This is a genomic window from Streptomyces sp. NPDC088910, from assembly GCF_044749865.1.
Classification (GTDB): Bacteria; Actinomycetota; Actinomycetes; order Streptomycetales; family Streptomycetaceae; genus Actinacidiphila.
The window spans coordinates 51,870-67,467 of record NZ_JBIVIV010000019.1 but is presented as its reverse complement, the minus strand read 5'-3'; the positions used below and the strand labels follow the sequence as shown (position 1 = coordinate 67,467).

Genomic DNA, 15,598 nt, shown 5'->3' with positions numbered 1-15,598 from the left:
CTTTCTCCTCCTGCTCCTGCCCCCGCGGTGCTGCCCGGCCGGTACGGTCAGTTGTCGCTCTTGAGTACCTGGTCGCCGTTGGTCTGGAGGCTGGACAGGATCTTCTTGGGATCGCCGGTGGCCAGCCCGGACAGGTCGGTGTCGAACTGGGCCAGGACCTTGGTGAAGCCGGGGACGGTCACCGGACCCTGCGCGAAGGCGGTGCCGTCGGCGAACGCCACGCTCGCCGGGTGCTTCTCCTTGAACGTCGCCAGCGCGCTGTCGCGCGAGGGCAGCACACCGATGGCGTCGGCGAAGGACAACTGCTGGTCGACGGTGGTGAACGCCTTCACCAGATCGACGGCCGCGTCGTGGTGGGCGCTCTTGTTGGCCACGCCCCAGCAGTTGCTGAAGGACAGCGTGCCCTTGCCCTTGGGGCCCTCGGGCAGCGGGACGACCTTGTAGCCGACCTTCGGGTAGTCCGCGGTCATCGCGCCGGTCAGCCAGTTGCCCTCGATGGTCATCGCGGCCTTCTGGGTGCCCAGTGCCTCACCGCCCCAGCCCGTGTCGACCTGCTTGGGGAACTTCATCACGCCCTCGTTGAGCAGCTTCTTCACATACGTCAGCGCCTCGACGTTCGCGGGGCTGTCCGCGGTGACCTTGCTCTGGTCGGCGTTGGTGACCCAGCCGCCGGCCTGCTTCATGAAGGGGCCGAGCTGGTTGTACGAGGCGTTCACGACCAGACCCGTGGTCTTCTTCGTCGTGAGCTTCTTGGCGACCTTCTCCAGGTCGTCCCACGTCTTGGGGTAGTCCGCGTCGGTGAGCCCGGCGTCCTTCCACATGGCCGCGTTGACCGCGAGCGCCAGCGTGGAGCTGTCCTTGGGCGCGCAGACGAACTTGTTGTCGTAGGTGAAGGACGCGCGTAGCGCGCTGTTGAAGTCGTCCTTGTCGGAGAGCTGGTCACCGTAGGCGTACAGCGAGTTGCCCTTGGCGTAGTTGGCGAAGACGCTGGAGCCGACGTAGAAGACGTCCGGCGGCTTGCCGCCCGCGAGGGCCTGGCCGAGCTGCTGGTCGAGGTTCTGGGCGGCGATCACCGAGACGGTGTTGCCGGTCTTCTTCGCCCACGCGGTCGCGGCCTGCTTCACGGCGTTGGTCTCGTTGTCGCCCGAGGAGCCGATCATCACCGTGAGGCTCTGCTTGCCGCCCGAGTCCTGCTTGCCGCTGCTGTCGCTGCCGAAGTTGGACGAACACCCGGCGACCAAGAACACCCCGCACACGGCGGTGGCGGTCGCGGCTCTGCGTACTGTCATCGTTTCTCTCCAGGACTGTCCGGATCATCCGGAACCTACGGAACTCCGCGAGCCGGGCGATGAGAGCGCCCGATGCGGTGGCCAGCGTGGCCGTGCCGCTTTATCGCTTTGTAGCTTTATGGCGTGACAGACGTGTCCGGTCTGCCAGGTCAGGACCGTGGGGCGCGGTCCATGTCACCCCACGGTCCTTCAACCCTTCGGACCAGGCGGTCCGTCGGGAACTAGGGGGCCGACGGCCGGTCGTCGGGCGACGTCGCGGCGGACGGTCCCGCCGCGGAGCTCTCCCGGACGATCAGCTCCGGCGTCAGCAGCACATGCTCGGGATCGGCCTGCGGGTCGCCGATGCGCGCCATGAGCAGCCGGGTGCAGACCCGGCCGACCTCCTCCAGCGGCTGACGGACGCTGCTGAGGCCAGGACTGAGCAGACCGGCCGCCGGGGAGTCGTCGAAGCCGACCACCGCCACGTCCCGGCCGGGGGTCCGGCCGCTGTCGCGCAGCGCCCGGTAGCAGCCCAGTGCCAGGGTGTCGCTGGCCGTGACGACCGCGGTCACGCGGGGCAGGACCCGCGCCACCGCGTCCCGCGCCGCGTTCACGTCACCCACCGAGGAGACCCGCAGGTCACGCACCGGCAGGTCGTGGCGCCGCATCGCCTCTCGCCAGCCCGCGGCCCGGTCGTCGCCGACGCCCGAGCCACGCGGCCAGCCGAGGAAGGCGATCCGGGTGTGTCCGGCGGCCACGAGCTGGTCGACGGCCGCCGACGTACCGTACGCGCCGTCCACGTCGACCCAGTCGCCGGTGTCACGGGCCGACCAGGACCGGCCGAACGCCACGAAGGGTACGCCACGTTTGTGCAGCCAGGCCGGGCGCCGGTCGCCGCGGTGGGTGTTGCTCAGCACGAACGCGTCGACCGAGTGGTCGCGCAGCAGCGCGTCGTAGCGGTCGACCTCGTCGTCCGCGCCGGACCGCGCCGCGAACAGCAGCACACGGTACCCCGCCTTGTCCGCGGAGTCCGACAGCGCGTGCAGGAAGTCGTCGAGCACGGGGGTGGACTCCCCCGCGAACGTCGGCTGGATGGCATAGCCGATCAGCCGGCTGGACCGGGTGCGCAGCGAGCGGGCGGCCTGATGCGGCCGGTAGTCCAGCTCGGTGATCGCCTCACGGACCCGCTCCAGCGTGCGGGGCGCCAGCAGATCGGGCGAGTTCAGCGCGTTGGACACGGTCTGTACGGACACGCCGGCGCGCTGGGCGACCAGAGCCAGTGTCACCGGCTTGTTGTTGCGCCCGCCTGAGCTGGTCGTACGCGGCACCACGGCCTCCGTTGTCCATGCGCCGCACCACTCGAAATGCGGCGCTGCATCTTCGATGGATCGATAAAACTCCCTTTCACTGCTGGTTGGCAAGGGTTAGAGTGAATTTTGATCGATCCAAATTCTGAGGCACTATCTCGGTCCACCGACGAGAGGCACCACCCTGTGAACACGGCCGTCCAAGGGCACAGCACCGCGAACCCGTCTCCCACGGACGTCGTCACCGAGGGCTTGCAGCCCTTCCTGCACGACGCCTGCACCACGCTCTACGCGCCCAGCCTGGTGCTGTCCCGACCAGGCGGGGACATCTCCGCCGGTGCGGACGGCTTCTTCCACGGCGACCGCCGGGTGCTGTCGAGCCTGGCGGTCCGGGTCGAGGGCGTCCCCCTGATCCCGGTCGGCCACACCCTCGGCCCCGCCGACAGGACCGCCTTCCGCGCGATCCTGCGCGGTGTCGGGGAACACACCGCCGACCCCGCGGTCACGCTGCGCCGGGTCCGCTCGGTGGCGCCGGGCACGCTCCGCGAGGAGCTGGAGATCGTCAACGCGGGGCTGCGGCGGATCCGTCTCGACGTGGTGGTCGCCGCGGCCACGGACCTGGCGCGGATGACCGACGTCAAGTCCGGGCGCACGGTCGCCGCGCTCCCCGCGAGGGCCGAGGACACCGGGCTGACCTGGGGCGACGACGAGCTGACCGTACGGCTGCGGCCGGTGTCGGTGGCCGTGACCGCTCCCGGTGCCGGTGCCGGTGCCGGTACGGTCTCGGGTCCGGCGTCCGGCCGCGCGCCGATGCCGGAACAGGACTCCGGCGACGGTTCAGGACCGCGCGAGCCGCTGGTCGACGCCGACAGCGGTGAGCTGCGTTACACCGTGGAGCTGCCGTCGGGCGGCACCTGGCGGGCGACGGTCGAGTGCGGTGTCAGCGACGCGGAGCCGGACCAGTTCCCGGCCGTCGCACGGGACGCCGTACCGTGGTCGCCCACCGAGCTGCGCAGCGCCGACGGCCGTCTGGACCGGCTGCTGGCCCGGTCGGTGGGCGACCTGGAGCGGCTGCTTCTGTCGGACCCGCTGCATCCCGAGGACCGTTTCCTGGCCGCCGGGTCGCCGTGGTTCCTGACGCTGTTCGGCCGGGACTCGCTGTGGGCGGCGCGGATGCTGCTGCCGCTGGGCACGGACCTGGCCGCGGGGACGCTGCGCACGCTGGCCCGCCGCCAGGGCACCGTCACCGATCCCCGTACCGAGGAGCAGCCCGGCAAGATCCTGCACGAGGTGCGCCGCGAGACCCTGCACCTGGCCGAGGGCGCGAAGCTCCCGCCGGTGTACTTCGGCACCGTGGACGCCACCCCGCTGTGGGTGATCCTGCTGCACGACGCGTGGCGCTGGGGTCTCGACCCGCAGCAGGTGCGCGAGCTGCTGCCGCACGCCGAGGCCGCCCTGGAGTGGCTGGCCACGTATGGCGACGCGGACGGCGACGGGCTGCTGGAGTACATCGACACCACCGGCCACGGGCTCGCCAACCAGGGCTGGAAGGACTCCGGCGACTCGATCCGCTGGCGCGACGGCCGTCTCGCCAAGGCGCCGATCGCGCTGTGCGAGGTCCAGGCGTACGGCTACGAGGCGGCGATGGCGGGCGCGGCGCTGCTGCGGGCCTTCGACCGGCCGGGCGCCGAGCGCTGGGAGCAGTGGGCGGACCGGCTGCGCAGCCGCTTCCGGGAGAGCTTCTGGGTCGAGGACGAGCAGGGCCGCTACCCGGCCGTCGCCCTCGACGCCGACAAGCGTCCGGTGGACGCCGTGACCTCCGGCTTCGGCCACCTGCTGGGCACCGGGCTGCTGGACCCGCAGGAGAGCGCCCTGCTGGCCGCCCGGATCGCGGGACCCGAGCTGGACTGCGGTTTCGGGCTGCGCACGCTGAGCCCGGACTCCACCGGTTTCAACCCGTTCGGCTACCACATCGGCTCGGTCTGGCCGCACGACACCGCCATCGCGGTGCACGGCCTGGTCCGCGCCGGATTCCCCCGCGAGGCCGCCAAGCTGGCCGAGGGCCTGATCGCCGCGTCCGCCGGTTTCGACGGACGGCTGCCGGAGCTCTTCGCCGGACACGGCTCCGAGCTGGACAGCGCGCCCGCCCCGTATCCGGCGGCCTGCCGTCCGCAGGCGTGGTCGGCGGCCTCCGCCGTCCTGCTGGTCCAGGCCGCGCTCGGGCTGGAGGCCGATGTGCCCGGCGGGTCGCTGCGGATGTCCCCGCTGGCGGCGGGCCGTCTCGGCCCGCTGACCATGAGCGGTCTGCGGGTCGGCGAACAGCCGCTGGCCGTACGGCTCGACGCGGACGGCCGGGCGGGGGCCGACGCTCCGGACACCCTGACGGTGGAGGGCGCGGACCGCTTCGGCGCGGCGGGCTGAGCGCCGCCGCGCCCGCGTAGCCGCGAGGGGCCGTTCCTTCGGTCACTGCCCCCGGTCGGTGGGCTTCGGTCCCGGTCCGGGGCCGGTGTTCTCGGCGGTACGGGCAGGGAGCGGGGTCCAGGCGGCGTCGTGCTCGGCGCTGCGCTGGACCGCGTCCAGGACGAGCTGGACCTCCAGGGCGTCCGCGAAGGACGGCTCGGGGTCGCGCCCCTCCGCGATGGCGGTGACCAGGTCGCGGGCCTGGTGGGTGAAGGCGTGCTCGTAGCCGAGTCCGTGACCCGGCGGCCACCAGGCCGACAGGTAGGGGTGGTCGGGTTCGGTGACCATGATGCGGCGGAAGCCCTGTTCCGCCGGTGGCTGGGCGGCGTCGAGGAACTCCAGTTCGTTGAGGCGTTCCAGGTCGAAGGCGGCGGAGCCGAGGGAGCCGTTGATCTCGATCCGCAGGGCGTTCTTGCGGCCGGTGGCGAAACGGGTCGCCTCGAAGGTGGCCAGCGCGCCGCCGTGGAAACGGCCGAGGAACACCGTCGCGTCGTCCACGGTCACCTCGCCCCGCGCGGCGGGCACGGCGCCGGGCAGCAGTCGTGTCGGCACGAAGGTCTCGCTGAGCGCGGCGACGCCCGACAGCCGGTCGCCCGTCAGGTGCTGGGCGAGGTCGATGATGTGCGAGCCGATGTCGCCCAGCGCGCCCGATCCGGCGTGCTCGCGCCGCAGCCGCCACACCAGCGGGAACCGCGGGTCCACGATCCAGTCCTGGAGATACACGGCGCGTACGTGCCGGATGCGGCCGAGCCGGCCGTCGGCGACGAGGCGGCGCAGCAGCGCGAGCGCCGGGACCCGCCGGTAGGTGAAGCCGCACATGGCGCGGACGCCCGACTCCCGCGCCCGGTCGGCGGCCCGGCACATCGCGCGGGCCTCGGCCACCGAGTTGGCGAGCGGCTTCTCGCACAGGACGTGCTTGCCCGCCGCGAGCGCGGCGACGGCGATCTCGGCGTGGCTGTCGCCCGGTGTGCAGATGTCGATCAGGTCGATGTCGTCGCGGGCGATCAACTCCCGCCAGTCGGCGGTGCTTTCGGCCCAGCCGAGCCGCTCGGCGGCGGTCGCGGCCCGCTTGGGGTCGCGACCGCACAGCGCCGCCATATGGACACGGGCGGGCAGGTCGAAGACATGGTCGACGGTACGCCAGGCCTGTGAGTGCGCGGCGCCCATGAAGGCGTGCCCGACCATGCCGACGCGTAGCCGCTGAGTGGTCATGTGGTCTCCCTGCTCATCGGGGTTCGGTGCGCGCAAGCGCGCGGTGAAAGGAAGGGGAGCCGCCGTGGTCAGAAGCCCAGCGGCAGGTAGTCCGCCACGTTGGACTGGGTGATGGTCTCCGAGGCGAGCCGCAGTTCCTTGGGCACGCCCAGCTCCGTCAGGTCGGCCATGCCGCGGTTGTTGGCCAGCAGCCGGGCGAGCGAGACGGCCGAGCCCGCCATCGTCGGGCTGTAGGTGACGGTGGCCTTGAGCACCGTGTTGTCGTCGCGGATCTGCTCCATGACCTTGCGCGAGCCCGCCCCGCCGACCATGAAGAACTCGTCCCGCCCGGCCTGCTTGACCGCGGCGAGCACGCCGACGCCCTGGTCGTCGTCGTGGTTCCACACCGCGTCCAGCTTCGGCGCCGCCTGGAGCAGGTCGGAGGTGACCTGGTGGCCCGAGTCGATGGTGAACTGCGCCGAGACGCGGTGCTTGACGCTCATGCCGTACGTGGCCAGGGCCTCCTTGAAGCCGCGGCTGCGGTCCTGGGTCAGCGGCAGATTGTCGATCCCGGCGATCTCGGCGATCGTCGCGTTGGTCTTCCCGTCCGCCTTGAGGCGGCTGCCGATGAAGTGACCCGCGGCCACGCCCATGCCGTAGTTGTCGCCCTTGATCAGGACCCGGAACGCCTGTTCGTCGGAGAACTGCCGGTCGAGGTTGACCACCGGGATACCGGCCTGCATGGCTTTGCGTCCGGTGGCCGTGAGCTGGGCGCCGTCGAAGGGCAGCACCACGATGACGTCGGGCTTGGACTGGATCAGCGTCTCCATCGCGGCGCGCTGGGCGGTGGCGTCCTCGCCCGCCTCCACGGCCTTGAAGGTGACCTCGGAGAACTGCTTGGCGCGGCGCTGCGCGTTGGTGGTGATGGCCGCGAGCCAGCCGTGGTCGGCGGCGGGGGCGGAGAAGCCGATGGTGATGGCCTTGCCGGGCGCGCCGCTGTCCACGGGCGCGGCCGGGGAGGAGGTCTGCGCGGACGGCTTGTCCTCGCTGTTGGAGGTGCAGGAGGCGACCAGGGCGGTGGCACCGACGGCCGCGCCGCTGAAGAGGATGTTTCTGCGGGAGACACGGGAGCTTCTTGACTTTTCAGACATTTCGTCCTCCGCGAGGGTGGGTGGTGCCGTGCGCGTGGCGTACGGCGGGCGGCTGGGAGAGACCGGAAGGAGGAGAGCGCCGGTGGCGGTCAGGGGCGGCGGCGCAGCAGCAGCTTGCTCGGCTGGAACTGCTGGACCAGGACGGCGCCCGCGATGATGGCGCCCTTGACGATGTTCTGCACTTCGGTCGGCAGATTGTTGAGGATGAACAGATTGGTGATGGTGGTGAAGACCACCACGCCGAGCAGCGAGCCGACGACGGTGCCCCGGCCGCCGGTCAGTACGGTCCCGCCGATGATGACGGCGGCGATGGCGTCGAGTTCGTACAGGTCGCCCTGGCCCGAGGAGCCCGCGTTGGCCTGGGCGACGACCATGATCGCGGCGATGCCGCAGCACACGCCGGACAGCGCGTACAGATAGACCGTCTGGCGGCGGACGTTGATGCCCGCCAGGCGGGCCGCCTCCGCGTTGCCGCCGACGGCGACGGTGCGGCGGCCGAAGGCGGTGCGGTTGAGCAGCACCCAGCCGACGGCGGCGACGGCCGCGAACAGCCAGACCAGCAGCGGGATGCCGAGAAACTTGTTCTCCGCGAAGCGGTTGACGGCCCCGACGTCGACCTCCTGGGTCTTCTTGTCGGAGATCTTGGCGGCCAGACCGCGGGCGCTGACCATCATGGCGAGGGTGGCGATGAAGGGGACGAGGCGGCCGTACGCGATCAGCAGGCCGTTGACCGTACCGGCGACGGCGCCGACGATCACGGCGGTGAAGACCATGCCGGGCACGCCGAAGTCCTGGGTGGCGACCGTCGTGCACCACACGGCGGCCAGCGCGGTGAGCGCCCCGACGGACAGGTCGATGCCGCCGCCGATGATGACGAAGGTCATCCCGATGGCGATCACGCCGATCGCCGACGCCTGGGTGAGCACATTGAGGATGTTGCCGCTGGTCAGGAAGCGGTCGTTGGCGCTGATCAGGCCGATCACCACGAGTGCGGCCAGGACCGCGGTGAGTCCGAGATTGCGCCGTACGGGCTCGGCCGCGTCCCGTCTCCACCAACTCGTCGGTTCGGTCTTCGCCGCCGGCGGCGGCGAGGTGAGGTCGGTCGTCACTGGTCCGTCCCTTCCAGCAGTGCCCCCGCCATGACCAGGTCGAGGACCAGGTGTTCGTCCAGCTCGCGCGCCGGGGCCTCCCGTACGATCCGGCCCTCGCGCATCACCAGGACCCGGTCGGCCAGGCCCAGCACCTCGGGGACCTCGCTGGAGACCAGCAGCACCCCCACGCCTTCGTCGGCCAGGTCCCTGATCACCCGGTACAGCTCGGCGCGGGCTCCGACGTCGACGCCTCGGGTGGGTTCGTCGAGCAGCAGCAGGCTGGTGCCGCCGAGCAGCCAGCGGCCGACGACGACCTTCTGCTGATTGCCGCCGGACAGGGTGCCGGCCTTGCGTCCGACGTCGCGCGGGCGCAGGTCGAGCCGGTCGGCGATGCCGCGCGCGGCGGTGCGTTCGGCGCCGCCGCGTACGAACCCCGCGGTGGTGTGCCGGGTCAACGAGGCCAGGCCGATGTTGCGTTGGACGGCCTCGTCCAGCAGCAGCGCCTGGCTCTTGCGCTCCTCCGGCGCCAGGCCGAGCCCGGCGCGCACGGCGGCGGGGACGCTGCCGGGCCGCAACCGCCGCCCCCGTACGAGGACATGGCCGTGGTCCGGGCGGCGCGCGCCGAAGACCGTCTCCAGCAGTTCCGAGCGGCCGGAGCCGACGAGTCCCGCGATGCCGACGATCTCGCCGGGCGCGACGGTGAGCGAGACGTCGCTGAACTCGCCCTGACGACTGAGGTGTTCCACCCGCAGCAGTTCGGTCTCCGGCTCCTGGCGGTCGGCGCGCTCGGCGGCCGACCGCTTGGAGAGGGTGGGGCGGCGCGGGAAGACGTACTCCAGGGAGCGGCCGGTCATCAGGCCGACGAGTTCCTTGGTGGGGGTCGAGGCGGGCAGGTCGGCGGCCGTGGTGCGGCCGTCCTTGAGCACGGTGACGCGGTCGCAGATCTCGCGGATCTCGTCGAGCCGGTGCGAGATGTAGATGACGGCGATGCCCTGGCCGCGCAGTTCGCGGATGATCCGGAAGAGGTTGGCGACCTCGTCGTGGGCGAGGACCGCGCTCGGTTCGTCCATGACCAGCAGCCTGGCCTCGCGGGACAGGGCGCGGCCCATGCTGACGATCTGCCGTGCGGCGGCGGGCAGTTTGTCGATGGTGCGGTTGACGGGGATCTCGGCGTGGCCGAGGCGGCCGAGGACGGCGCGGGCCTGCTCGCGCATGCCGGGCCTGCGGACGAATCCCGCGGTGCGCGGTTCGTGGCCGAGCAGCACGTTCTCCGCGACGGTCATGTGCGGGACGAGGTCGAGTTCCTGGTAGATGGTGGCGATCCCGGCGCGCATGGCCGCCTGGGGGTCGGCGAAGGTGACCGGTCTGCCCCGCCACTCGATACGGCCGGAGTCGGGCCGGTGCACTCCGGAAAGCACTTTGATCAAGGTGGACTTGCCCGCGCCGTTCTGGCCCAGCAGGCAGTGCACCTCCCCCGGCCGGACCGCCAACTCGACGCCGTCCAGGGCCCGGACGCCGGGGAAGGTCTTGACGACCCGGTCCAGGCGGAGGATCGGCTCCCGGACGAGGTGGCGGCCCGTGGACGCGGCGGAACGGGCGGGTGGGCTGGGAGGGTTGGCGGTCATAGCTGTCTCCCGTAGTGGAGTTCGCTGGCCAGCAGCGCGGCGCCGACGACCCCGGCCCGCGGGCCGAGTTCCGACAGGACGATCGCCAGATTGCCGGTGGCCAGCGGCGGCGAACGTTTGTAGACCACGCTGCGGATCTCGGCGAGCAGGAGGTGGCCGAGTCCGGCCAGGCCGCCGCCGATGACGATCATCGACGGGTTCATGAGGCTGACGAGGTGGGTGAGGACCTGTCCGACGCGGTGGCCGCCGTCCCGGACGAGGTTGAGGCAGACGAGGTCGCCGCCCGCCGCGCACTGGGCGACGTCCGCGCCGGTCACCGCTCCGTGGGCGGCGAGCCGTTCGGCCAGCGCCTCGGAGCGTCCGGCGCGGGCGGCGGCGGTGGCGTCCCTGGCGAGGGCGACACCGCCGAAGTGCGCTTCGAGACAGCCGGTGTTGCCGCAGGAGCAGGGCAGGCCCGCCGCCTCGACCTGGATGTGTCCGATGTCGCCCGCCGAGCCTTCCGAGCCCCGGTAGATCTGGCCGTGCACCTGGACACCGCAGCCGATGCCGCTGCCGATCTTCACGAACAGGAGGTTGTCGACGGAGCGGGCGACGCCGCTGTGGTGTTCGCCGAGCGCCATCAGATTCACGTCGTTGTCGACGACGACCGGGCAGCCGTGCTCGCTGGTCAGAGTGGAACGCACCGGGAAGCGGTCCCAGCCGGGCATGATCGGCGGGGAGACGGAGACGCCGTCCCGGAAGCTGACCGGTCCCGGCAGTCCGATGCCGATGGTGTCGAGCCGGGCGCTGCGGCTCTGCGCGCCCAGTTTGCGCAGGAGTTCGCTGACCCGGTCGAGCACAGGTCCCGGTCCCTGGCGGATGTCGGCGCTCTCGGAGTACGAGGCGACCGCCGCCAGGCGGCCGTCGGTGATCTCGATGTCGATGGAGCTCGCGCCCAGGTCGACCGCGGCGAAGCGCAGTTCCGGGTCGAGTTGGACGAGGGTGGAGCGACGACCGCCGCGCGAGGCCGCGGGTCCCGCCTCCAGGATCGTGCCGCTCGCGATCATCCGGTCGAGTTCGGCCACCAGCCGTGGGCGCGGCATCTCCAGCTCGTCGGAGAGCTGCGCCCGGGACAGCGGCCCGAGGTCACGCAGTCGGCTCAGTACGCGGTACTGGATGCTCACAGGCCCACACTTCCTCTGACGGCATCAGAAGTTGTGACGGAACGTTAGGACCGCACCAAGGGTCGGTCTAGAGCTTTCACAGAGATTGCTAAAAGTTGTTATAGGGATGACAAAAAGAGTGGACGGTCCGAACTGAAGGTGGATCACTTCCGGCCACGCGTCAGGGAGTTGATCCGGTGGCGGGCGTTCCGGGGTGCCGGGCACACACGCGGGCCCCGCCGGAAGGGGGAGTTCCGACGGGGCCGTTCGGGAGGGCGCGGGAGGTCAGAGGGCGGCGGTCTCCTTCTTGACCAGGGCTCCCTCGGGCGCGGACCGATCGGGCGCGGACTGATCAGGCGCGGGCCGGCCGGGAACGGGCTGGCCGGGCGTGGCCGACGGCGCGGAGGCGTCGTCCTCGTCGGACAGGGTCGACTCGTCGAAGGGCAGCTCTCCCGCGAAGACCCGCCGCGCGCGGTCGCGGTCGAACTCCTTCGTCCAGGTGCCGATCAGGACGGTGGCGACGGCGTTGCCCGCGAAGTTGGTCACGGCGCGGGCCTCGCTCATGAAGCGGTCGATGCCGACGATCAGACCGATGCCGTCGACCAGCGCGGGACGGTGCGACTGGAGTCCGCTGGCGAGCACGGCCATGCCGGAGCCCGAGACCCCGGCGGCGCCCTTGGAGGCGATCATCATGAACAGCAGCAGCGAGATCTGCTGGCCGAGGGAGAGCGGCTGGTCCATCGCGTCGGCGATGAACAGCGACGCCATCGTCAGATAGATCATCGTGCCGTCGAGGTTGAAGGAGTAGCCGGTCGGGACCGTGATGCCGACGACGGGCCGGCTCAGCCCGAGGTGTTCCATCTTGGCGATCAGCCGCGGCAGCGCCGACTCCGACGACGACGTGGAGACGATCAGCAGGAACTCCCTGGCGAGGTAGCGCAGCAGGTGGAAGAGGTTGACCTTGGCGAACAGCCACAGCACCGCGCCGAGGATGACCACGACGAAGATCAGGCAGGTCACGTAGAAGCCGATCATGATCGTGGCCAGCGCCTTGAGCGCGTCCACGCCCGCGGAGCCGACGACGGCGGCGATCGCGCCGAACGCGCCGACGGGGGCCGCCCACATGATCATCGACAGGACGCGGAAGACCAGTTTCTGGATGTGCCCGACGCCGCGCAGCACGGGCGCCCCGACCGGCCCCATGGCCTGGAGGGCGAAGCCGACGAGCAGCGCCACCAGCAGCGTTTGCAGCACCTGGCCTTGCGTGAAGGCGGAGACCAGGGTGGTCGGGATGATGCCGAGGACGAAGTCCACGCCTTCGGTGGGGGCGTCGGTGGCCTGGGCCTGGCCCGCGTTCTTCAGCGCCTCGGTCAGGTGCAGCCCGCTGCCGGGGTGCAGGATGTTGCCGACCAGCAGGCCGACGGCGAGCGCGGCGAACGACATGGTGACGAAGTAGCCGAGCGCGAGGCCGCCGACCTTGCCGACCTTGGCGGCGTTGCGGACGGATCCGATGCCGAGCACGAGTGTGCAGAAGATGATGGGCGAGATCATCATCTTGATGAGATTGACGAAGCCGGTACCGATCGGCTTCAGCTCGACGGCCACACCGGGCGCGAGGAGGCCCAGCACGGCGCCCGCGATCGTCGCCAGGATGACGGCGGTGTAGAGGTAGTGGGTATGGTCTCGACGGCTCGTGACGTCGCTGGGGGCCTGGGCTGACACCTTCGTCTCCCTCGGTCCGCGGGCGCCGTCCCGAGCGCCCGCGATCGGACAGGTCCCGGTGACTATGCGCTCGGGGCGTGAGCCAGGTCACGTTTGCGTTCATTGAGTTCGCGGGTTGGCGTGCACACTGTTGTGCATGCCCGCCATACCCCCCACGTCGAGCACGGCGGCCGGACCGACGCACCAGTCCGGCGCGGCGAGCCCGGCCGCGCGGTTCACCGTGCCCGGACTGAGCCGCTTCCGCCGCACTCGGACCCGGCCGCGCAGCCTGGCCGGTCAGCTCTTCGCCGTGCAGGTGGTGATCGTGGCCCTGGTGGTCGGCGGCTGCGCCGTGCTGGCGTACGTCAACGCGGGCAGCCGGGCCGAGGACGCGGCCCGTGACCGGGTCTCCGCCGCGGCCACCGCCGTCGCGGACTCCGACACCGTGGTGCGGGCGGCGCGCTCCGCCGATCCCACCGCGGCCCTCCAGCCGTACGCCGACCGCGTCACCGCGGACGCGGGCGTGGACTTCGTGACGATCATGGACACCCACGGCATCCGCTGGACCCATCCCGACAGGTCGCTGATCGGAAAGCACTTCCTCGGCCACATCGGCCCCGCCCTGCGCGGGCAGTCGTTCACCGAGACGTACACCGGTTCGCTCGGCGCCTCGGTGCGCGTCGTGACGCCGGTCCGCTCCGGCGACCGGATCGTCGCGCTGGTGAGCGTCGGCATCAAGGTCGACACCATCAGCCAGCAGGTCCGCAAGCAGCTCACCGCCCTGGTCGCGGTGGCGCTGGCCGCGCTCGTCGTCGGCGGCCTCGGCACGTATGTGGCCAACCGACGGCTGCGCACGCACACCCACGGGATGGCCGCGACGGAGCTGAGCCGGATGTACGACTATCACCAGGCGACGCTGCACGCGCTGCGCGAGGGCCTGATCCTGCTCGACGCCGACCGCAGGGTCGCGCTGTGCAACGACGCGGCGCGCGAGCTGCTGAGCCTCGGCGAGCAGGAGGTCGTCGGCCGGTACGTGGACACGCTCGGCCTGCCCGTGTCGCTGACCGGCGCGTTGCTGGCCGCCGAGCCGCGGGTCGACGAGGTGCACCTGACGTCCGAGCGGGTCGTGGTCGTGAACACCTCGCCGGTACGCGGTGGCGAGCGCCGCGGCACCGTGGTCACCCTGCGCGACCACACCGATCTCCAGGCGCTGACCGGGGAGTTGGACTCGGTGCGCGGCTTCGCCGAGGCGCTGCGTTCCCAGGCCCACGAGTCGTCCAACCGGCTGCACACCGTCGTGTCGCTGATCGAACTGGGCCGCGCGCAGGAGGCGGTGGACTTCGCCACCTCCGAGCTGGAACTCGCCCAGGCGCTCACCGACCGGGTGGTGGCGGCGGTCGGCGAACCGGTGCTCGCGGCGCTGTTGCTCGGCAAGGCCGCCGAGAGCCACGAGCGCGGGGTTGAGTTGACCGTCACCGAGGACAGCCGGATCGACGACGGGGTCCTGCCGCCCGCGCTCACCGCCCGCGACCTGGTCACCGTGCTGGGAAACCTGATAGACAACGCGATCGACGCGGCCATCGAGGGCGCCGCGCGCGGCGGCGGCCGGCCGTCGGTCACCGTACGGGCCAAGGTCGAGGAGGACGAGCTGCTGCTGAAGGTCACCGACTCCGGGCGCGGCGTCGACCCCGCCACCATCCGCGAGGTGTTCCGGCGCGGCTGGACCACCAAGAGCGAAGGCCACGGTCTCGGCCTCGCCCTGGTCGAGCAGGCCGCGCGCCGCGCGGGCGGCACGGTCGGCCTCGACCGCGCCGAGGGCGGCGGCGCGGAGTTCACCGTACGGCTGCCGCTGGGGCAGGAGGCACGCGCGTGATCAGGGTCCTGGTCGTCGAGGACGATCCCGTGGCGGCCGACGCGCACCGGATGTACGTCGAGCGGCTGCCCGGCTTCGCGGTGGCGGCCGTCGTCCACACCGGCGGCGCCGCGCTGCGCCTGCTGGACCGGCAGCCGGTGGACCTGGTGCTGCTCGACCTCCATCTGCCCGACGGCCACGGTCTCGACCTGGTACGACGGATGCGCAGCGCGGGGCAGAGCGCCGATGTGGTGGCGGTGACCTCGGCGCGGGATCTCGCGGTCGTACGGCAGGCCGTCTCGCTCGGGGTCGTGCAGTACCTGCTCAAGCCGTTCACCTTCCCCTCGCTGCGGGACCGGCTGGAGCGCTGGGCGCGCTACCGCAGTGACGCGGCGGGCGGTGAGGCGTCCGGGCAGGACGAGGTGGACCGGGTGCTGGGGGCGCTGCGCAGTCCGCAGGCCACCGTGCTGCCGAAGGGGCTGAGCGGTCCGACCCTCGAAGCGGTGACCTCGGCCTTGCGGGCGGCGGCGGACGGCGGTTTGTCGGCGGCTTCGGCGGCCCAGGCGGCGGGGGTCTCGCGCATCACGGCCCGCCGCTATCTGGAGCACCTGGTCGACACCGGGCTCGCGGTCCGCAGCCCGCAGTACGGGCAGGTCGGCCGCCCGGAGCTGTGTTACCGCTGGTCGGACGGGGCGAAGCCGTAGGGCGGTACGCCGGGGCGGTACGGTCCGGGCCGGTCAAGGACGGTACGGGTCGGGGCGGGCACGGCCGGTGCGGGCCCGGTCGGTGCGGCGGGTGACGGGCGCGGCG

General features: G+C 71.7%; 11 protein-coding genes. 3 read left to right on the top strand and 8 right to left on the bottom strand.

Annotation, left to right across the window (positions count from 1 at the left end):
- Window positions 1–47: 47 nt before the first annotated feature.
- Window positions 48–1,289, bottom strand: a complete 1,242-nt coding sequence (locus ACIP4Z_RS33265) for an extracellular solute-binding protein (protein WP_401314145.1) — start codon at window positions 1,287–1,289, stop codon at window positions 48–50.
- A gap of 221 nt (window positions 1,290–1,510) precedes the next feature.
- Complete coding sequence (locus tag ACIP4Z_RS33260) at window positions 1,511–2,596, bottom strand: LacI family DNA-binding transcriptional regulator (protein WP_401314143.1); 1,086 nt, start codon at window positions 2,594–2,596, stop codon at window positions 1,511–1,513.
- A gap of 165 nt (window positions 2,597–2,761) precedes the next feature.
- Here ACIP4Z_RS33260 and ACIP4Z_RS33255 point away from each other — a divergent pair, with 165 nt between their 5' ends.
- On the top strand, window positions 2,762–4,996 hold the full coding sequence (locus tag ACIP4Z_RS33255; RefSeq protein ID WP_401314141.1) for a glycogen debranching N-terminal domain-containing protein: 2,235 nt from the start codon (window positions 2,762–2,764) through the stop codon (window positions 4,994–4,996).
- A gap of 42 nt (window positions 4,997–5,038) precedes the next feature.
- On the opposite strand, the gene ACIP4Z_RS33250 is transcribed toward ACIP4Z_RS33255, so the two are convergent.
- The 6 genes from ACIP4Z_RS33250 to ACIP4Z_RS33225 form a co-directional block, all read right to left on the bottom strand.
- Entirely contained in the window at window positions 5,039–6,247 is a 1,209-nt protein-coding gene (locus tag ACIP4Z_RS33250; RefSeq protein ID WP_401314139.1) for a Gfo/Idh/MocA family protein, read from the bottom strand.
- Window positions 6,248–6,315: 68 nt separating this feature from the next.
- Entirely contained in the window at window positions 6,316–7,377 is a 1,062-nt protein-coding gene (locus tag ACIP4Z_RS33245; RefSeq protein ID WP_401314137.1) for a substrate-binding domain-containing protein, read from the bottom strand.
- An 89-nt stretch (window positions 7,378–7,466) separates the two neighbouring features.
- Window positions 7,467–8,486, bottom strand: a complete 1,020-nt coding sequence (locus tag ACIP4Z_RS33240; protein WP_401314136.1) for an ABC transporter permease — start codon at window positions 8,484–8,486, stop codon at window positions 7,467–7,469.
- Window positions 8,483–10,093, bottom strand: coding sequence for a sugar ABC transporter ATP-binding protein (locus tag ACIP4Z_RS33235; RefSeq protein ID WP_401314134.1), 1,611 nt, complete (start codon window positions 10,091–10,093; stop codon window positions 8,483–8,485). The genes ACIP4Z_RS33240 and ACIP4Z_RS33235 overlap by 4 nt, the downstream gene beginning before the upstream one ends.
- Window positions 10,090–11,256, bottom strand: coding sequence for an ROK family protein (locus ACIP4Z_RS33230; RefSeq protein WP_401314132.1), 1,167 nt, complete (start codon window positions 11,254–11,256; stop codon window positions 10,090–10,092). Before ACIP4Z_RS33230 ends, ACIP4Z_RS33235 begins: the two co-directional genes overlap by 4 nt.
- Before the next feature lie 264 nt (window positions 11,257–11,520).
- The gene (locus ACIP4Z_RS33225) at window positions 11,521–12,957 is read right to left on the bottom strand and encodes a cation:dicarboxylate symporter family transporter (RefSeq protein ID WP_401314130.1); all 1,437 of its coding nucleotides are present in this window, start codon (window positions 12,955–12,957) and stop codon (window positions 11,521–11,523) included.
- A 136-nt stretch (window positions 12,958–13,093) separates the two neighbouring features.
- Between ACIP4Z_RS33225 and ACIP4Z_RS33220 the strand changes: the two genes are divergently transcribed.
- Window positions 13,094–14,809 carry an ATP-binding protein gene (locus ACIP4Z_RS33220; RefSeq protein WP_401314128.1) on the top strand — a complete coding sequence of 572 codons (1,716 nt, stop codon included), beginning with the start codon at window positions 13,094–13,096 and terminating at the stop codon, window positions 14,807–14,809.
- Window positions 14,806–15,492: a response regulator gene (locus ACIP4Z_RS33215; RefSeq protein WP_391051816.1), complete on the top strand. Its 687-nt coding sequence runs from the start codon at window positions 14,806–14,808 to the stop codon at window positions 15,490–15,492. The genes ACIP4Z_RS33220 and ACIP4Z_RS33215 overlap by 4 nt, the downstream gene beginning before the upstream one ends.
- Window positions 15,493–15,598 lie beyond the last annotated feature (106 nt).

What these genes read in the sequence shown, in the direction of transcription:
- ACIP4Z_RS33220 (WP_401314128.1), top strand. Translation starts at nt 13,094, where the DNA reads ATGCCCGCCATACCCCCCACGTCGAGCACGGCGGCCGGACCGACGCAC.
- ACIP4Z_RS33245 (WP_401314137.1), bottom strand. Translation starts at nt 7,377, where the DNA reads ATGTCTGAAAAGTCAAGAAGCTCCCGTGTCTCCCGCAGAAACATCCTC.
- ACIP4Z_RS33265 (WP_401314145.1), bottom strand. Translation starts at nt 1,289, where the DNA reads ATGACAGTACGCAGAGCCGCGACCGCCACCGCCGTGTGCGGGGTGTTC.
- ACIP4Z_RS33250 (WP_401314139.1), bottom strand. Translation starts at nt 6,247, where the DNA reads ATGACCACTCAGCGGCTACGCGTCGGCATGGTCGGGCACGCCTTCATG.
- ACIP4Z_RS33235 (WP_401314134.1), bottom strand. Translation starts at nt 10,093, where the DNA reads ATGACCGCCAACCCTCCCAGCCCACCCGCCCGTTCCGCCGCGTCCACG.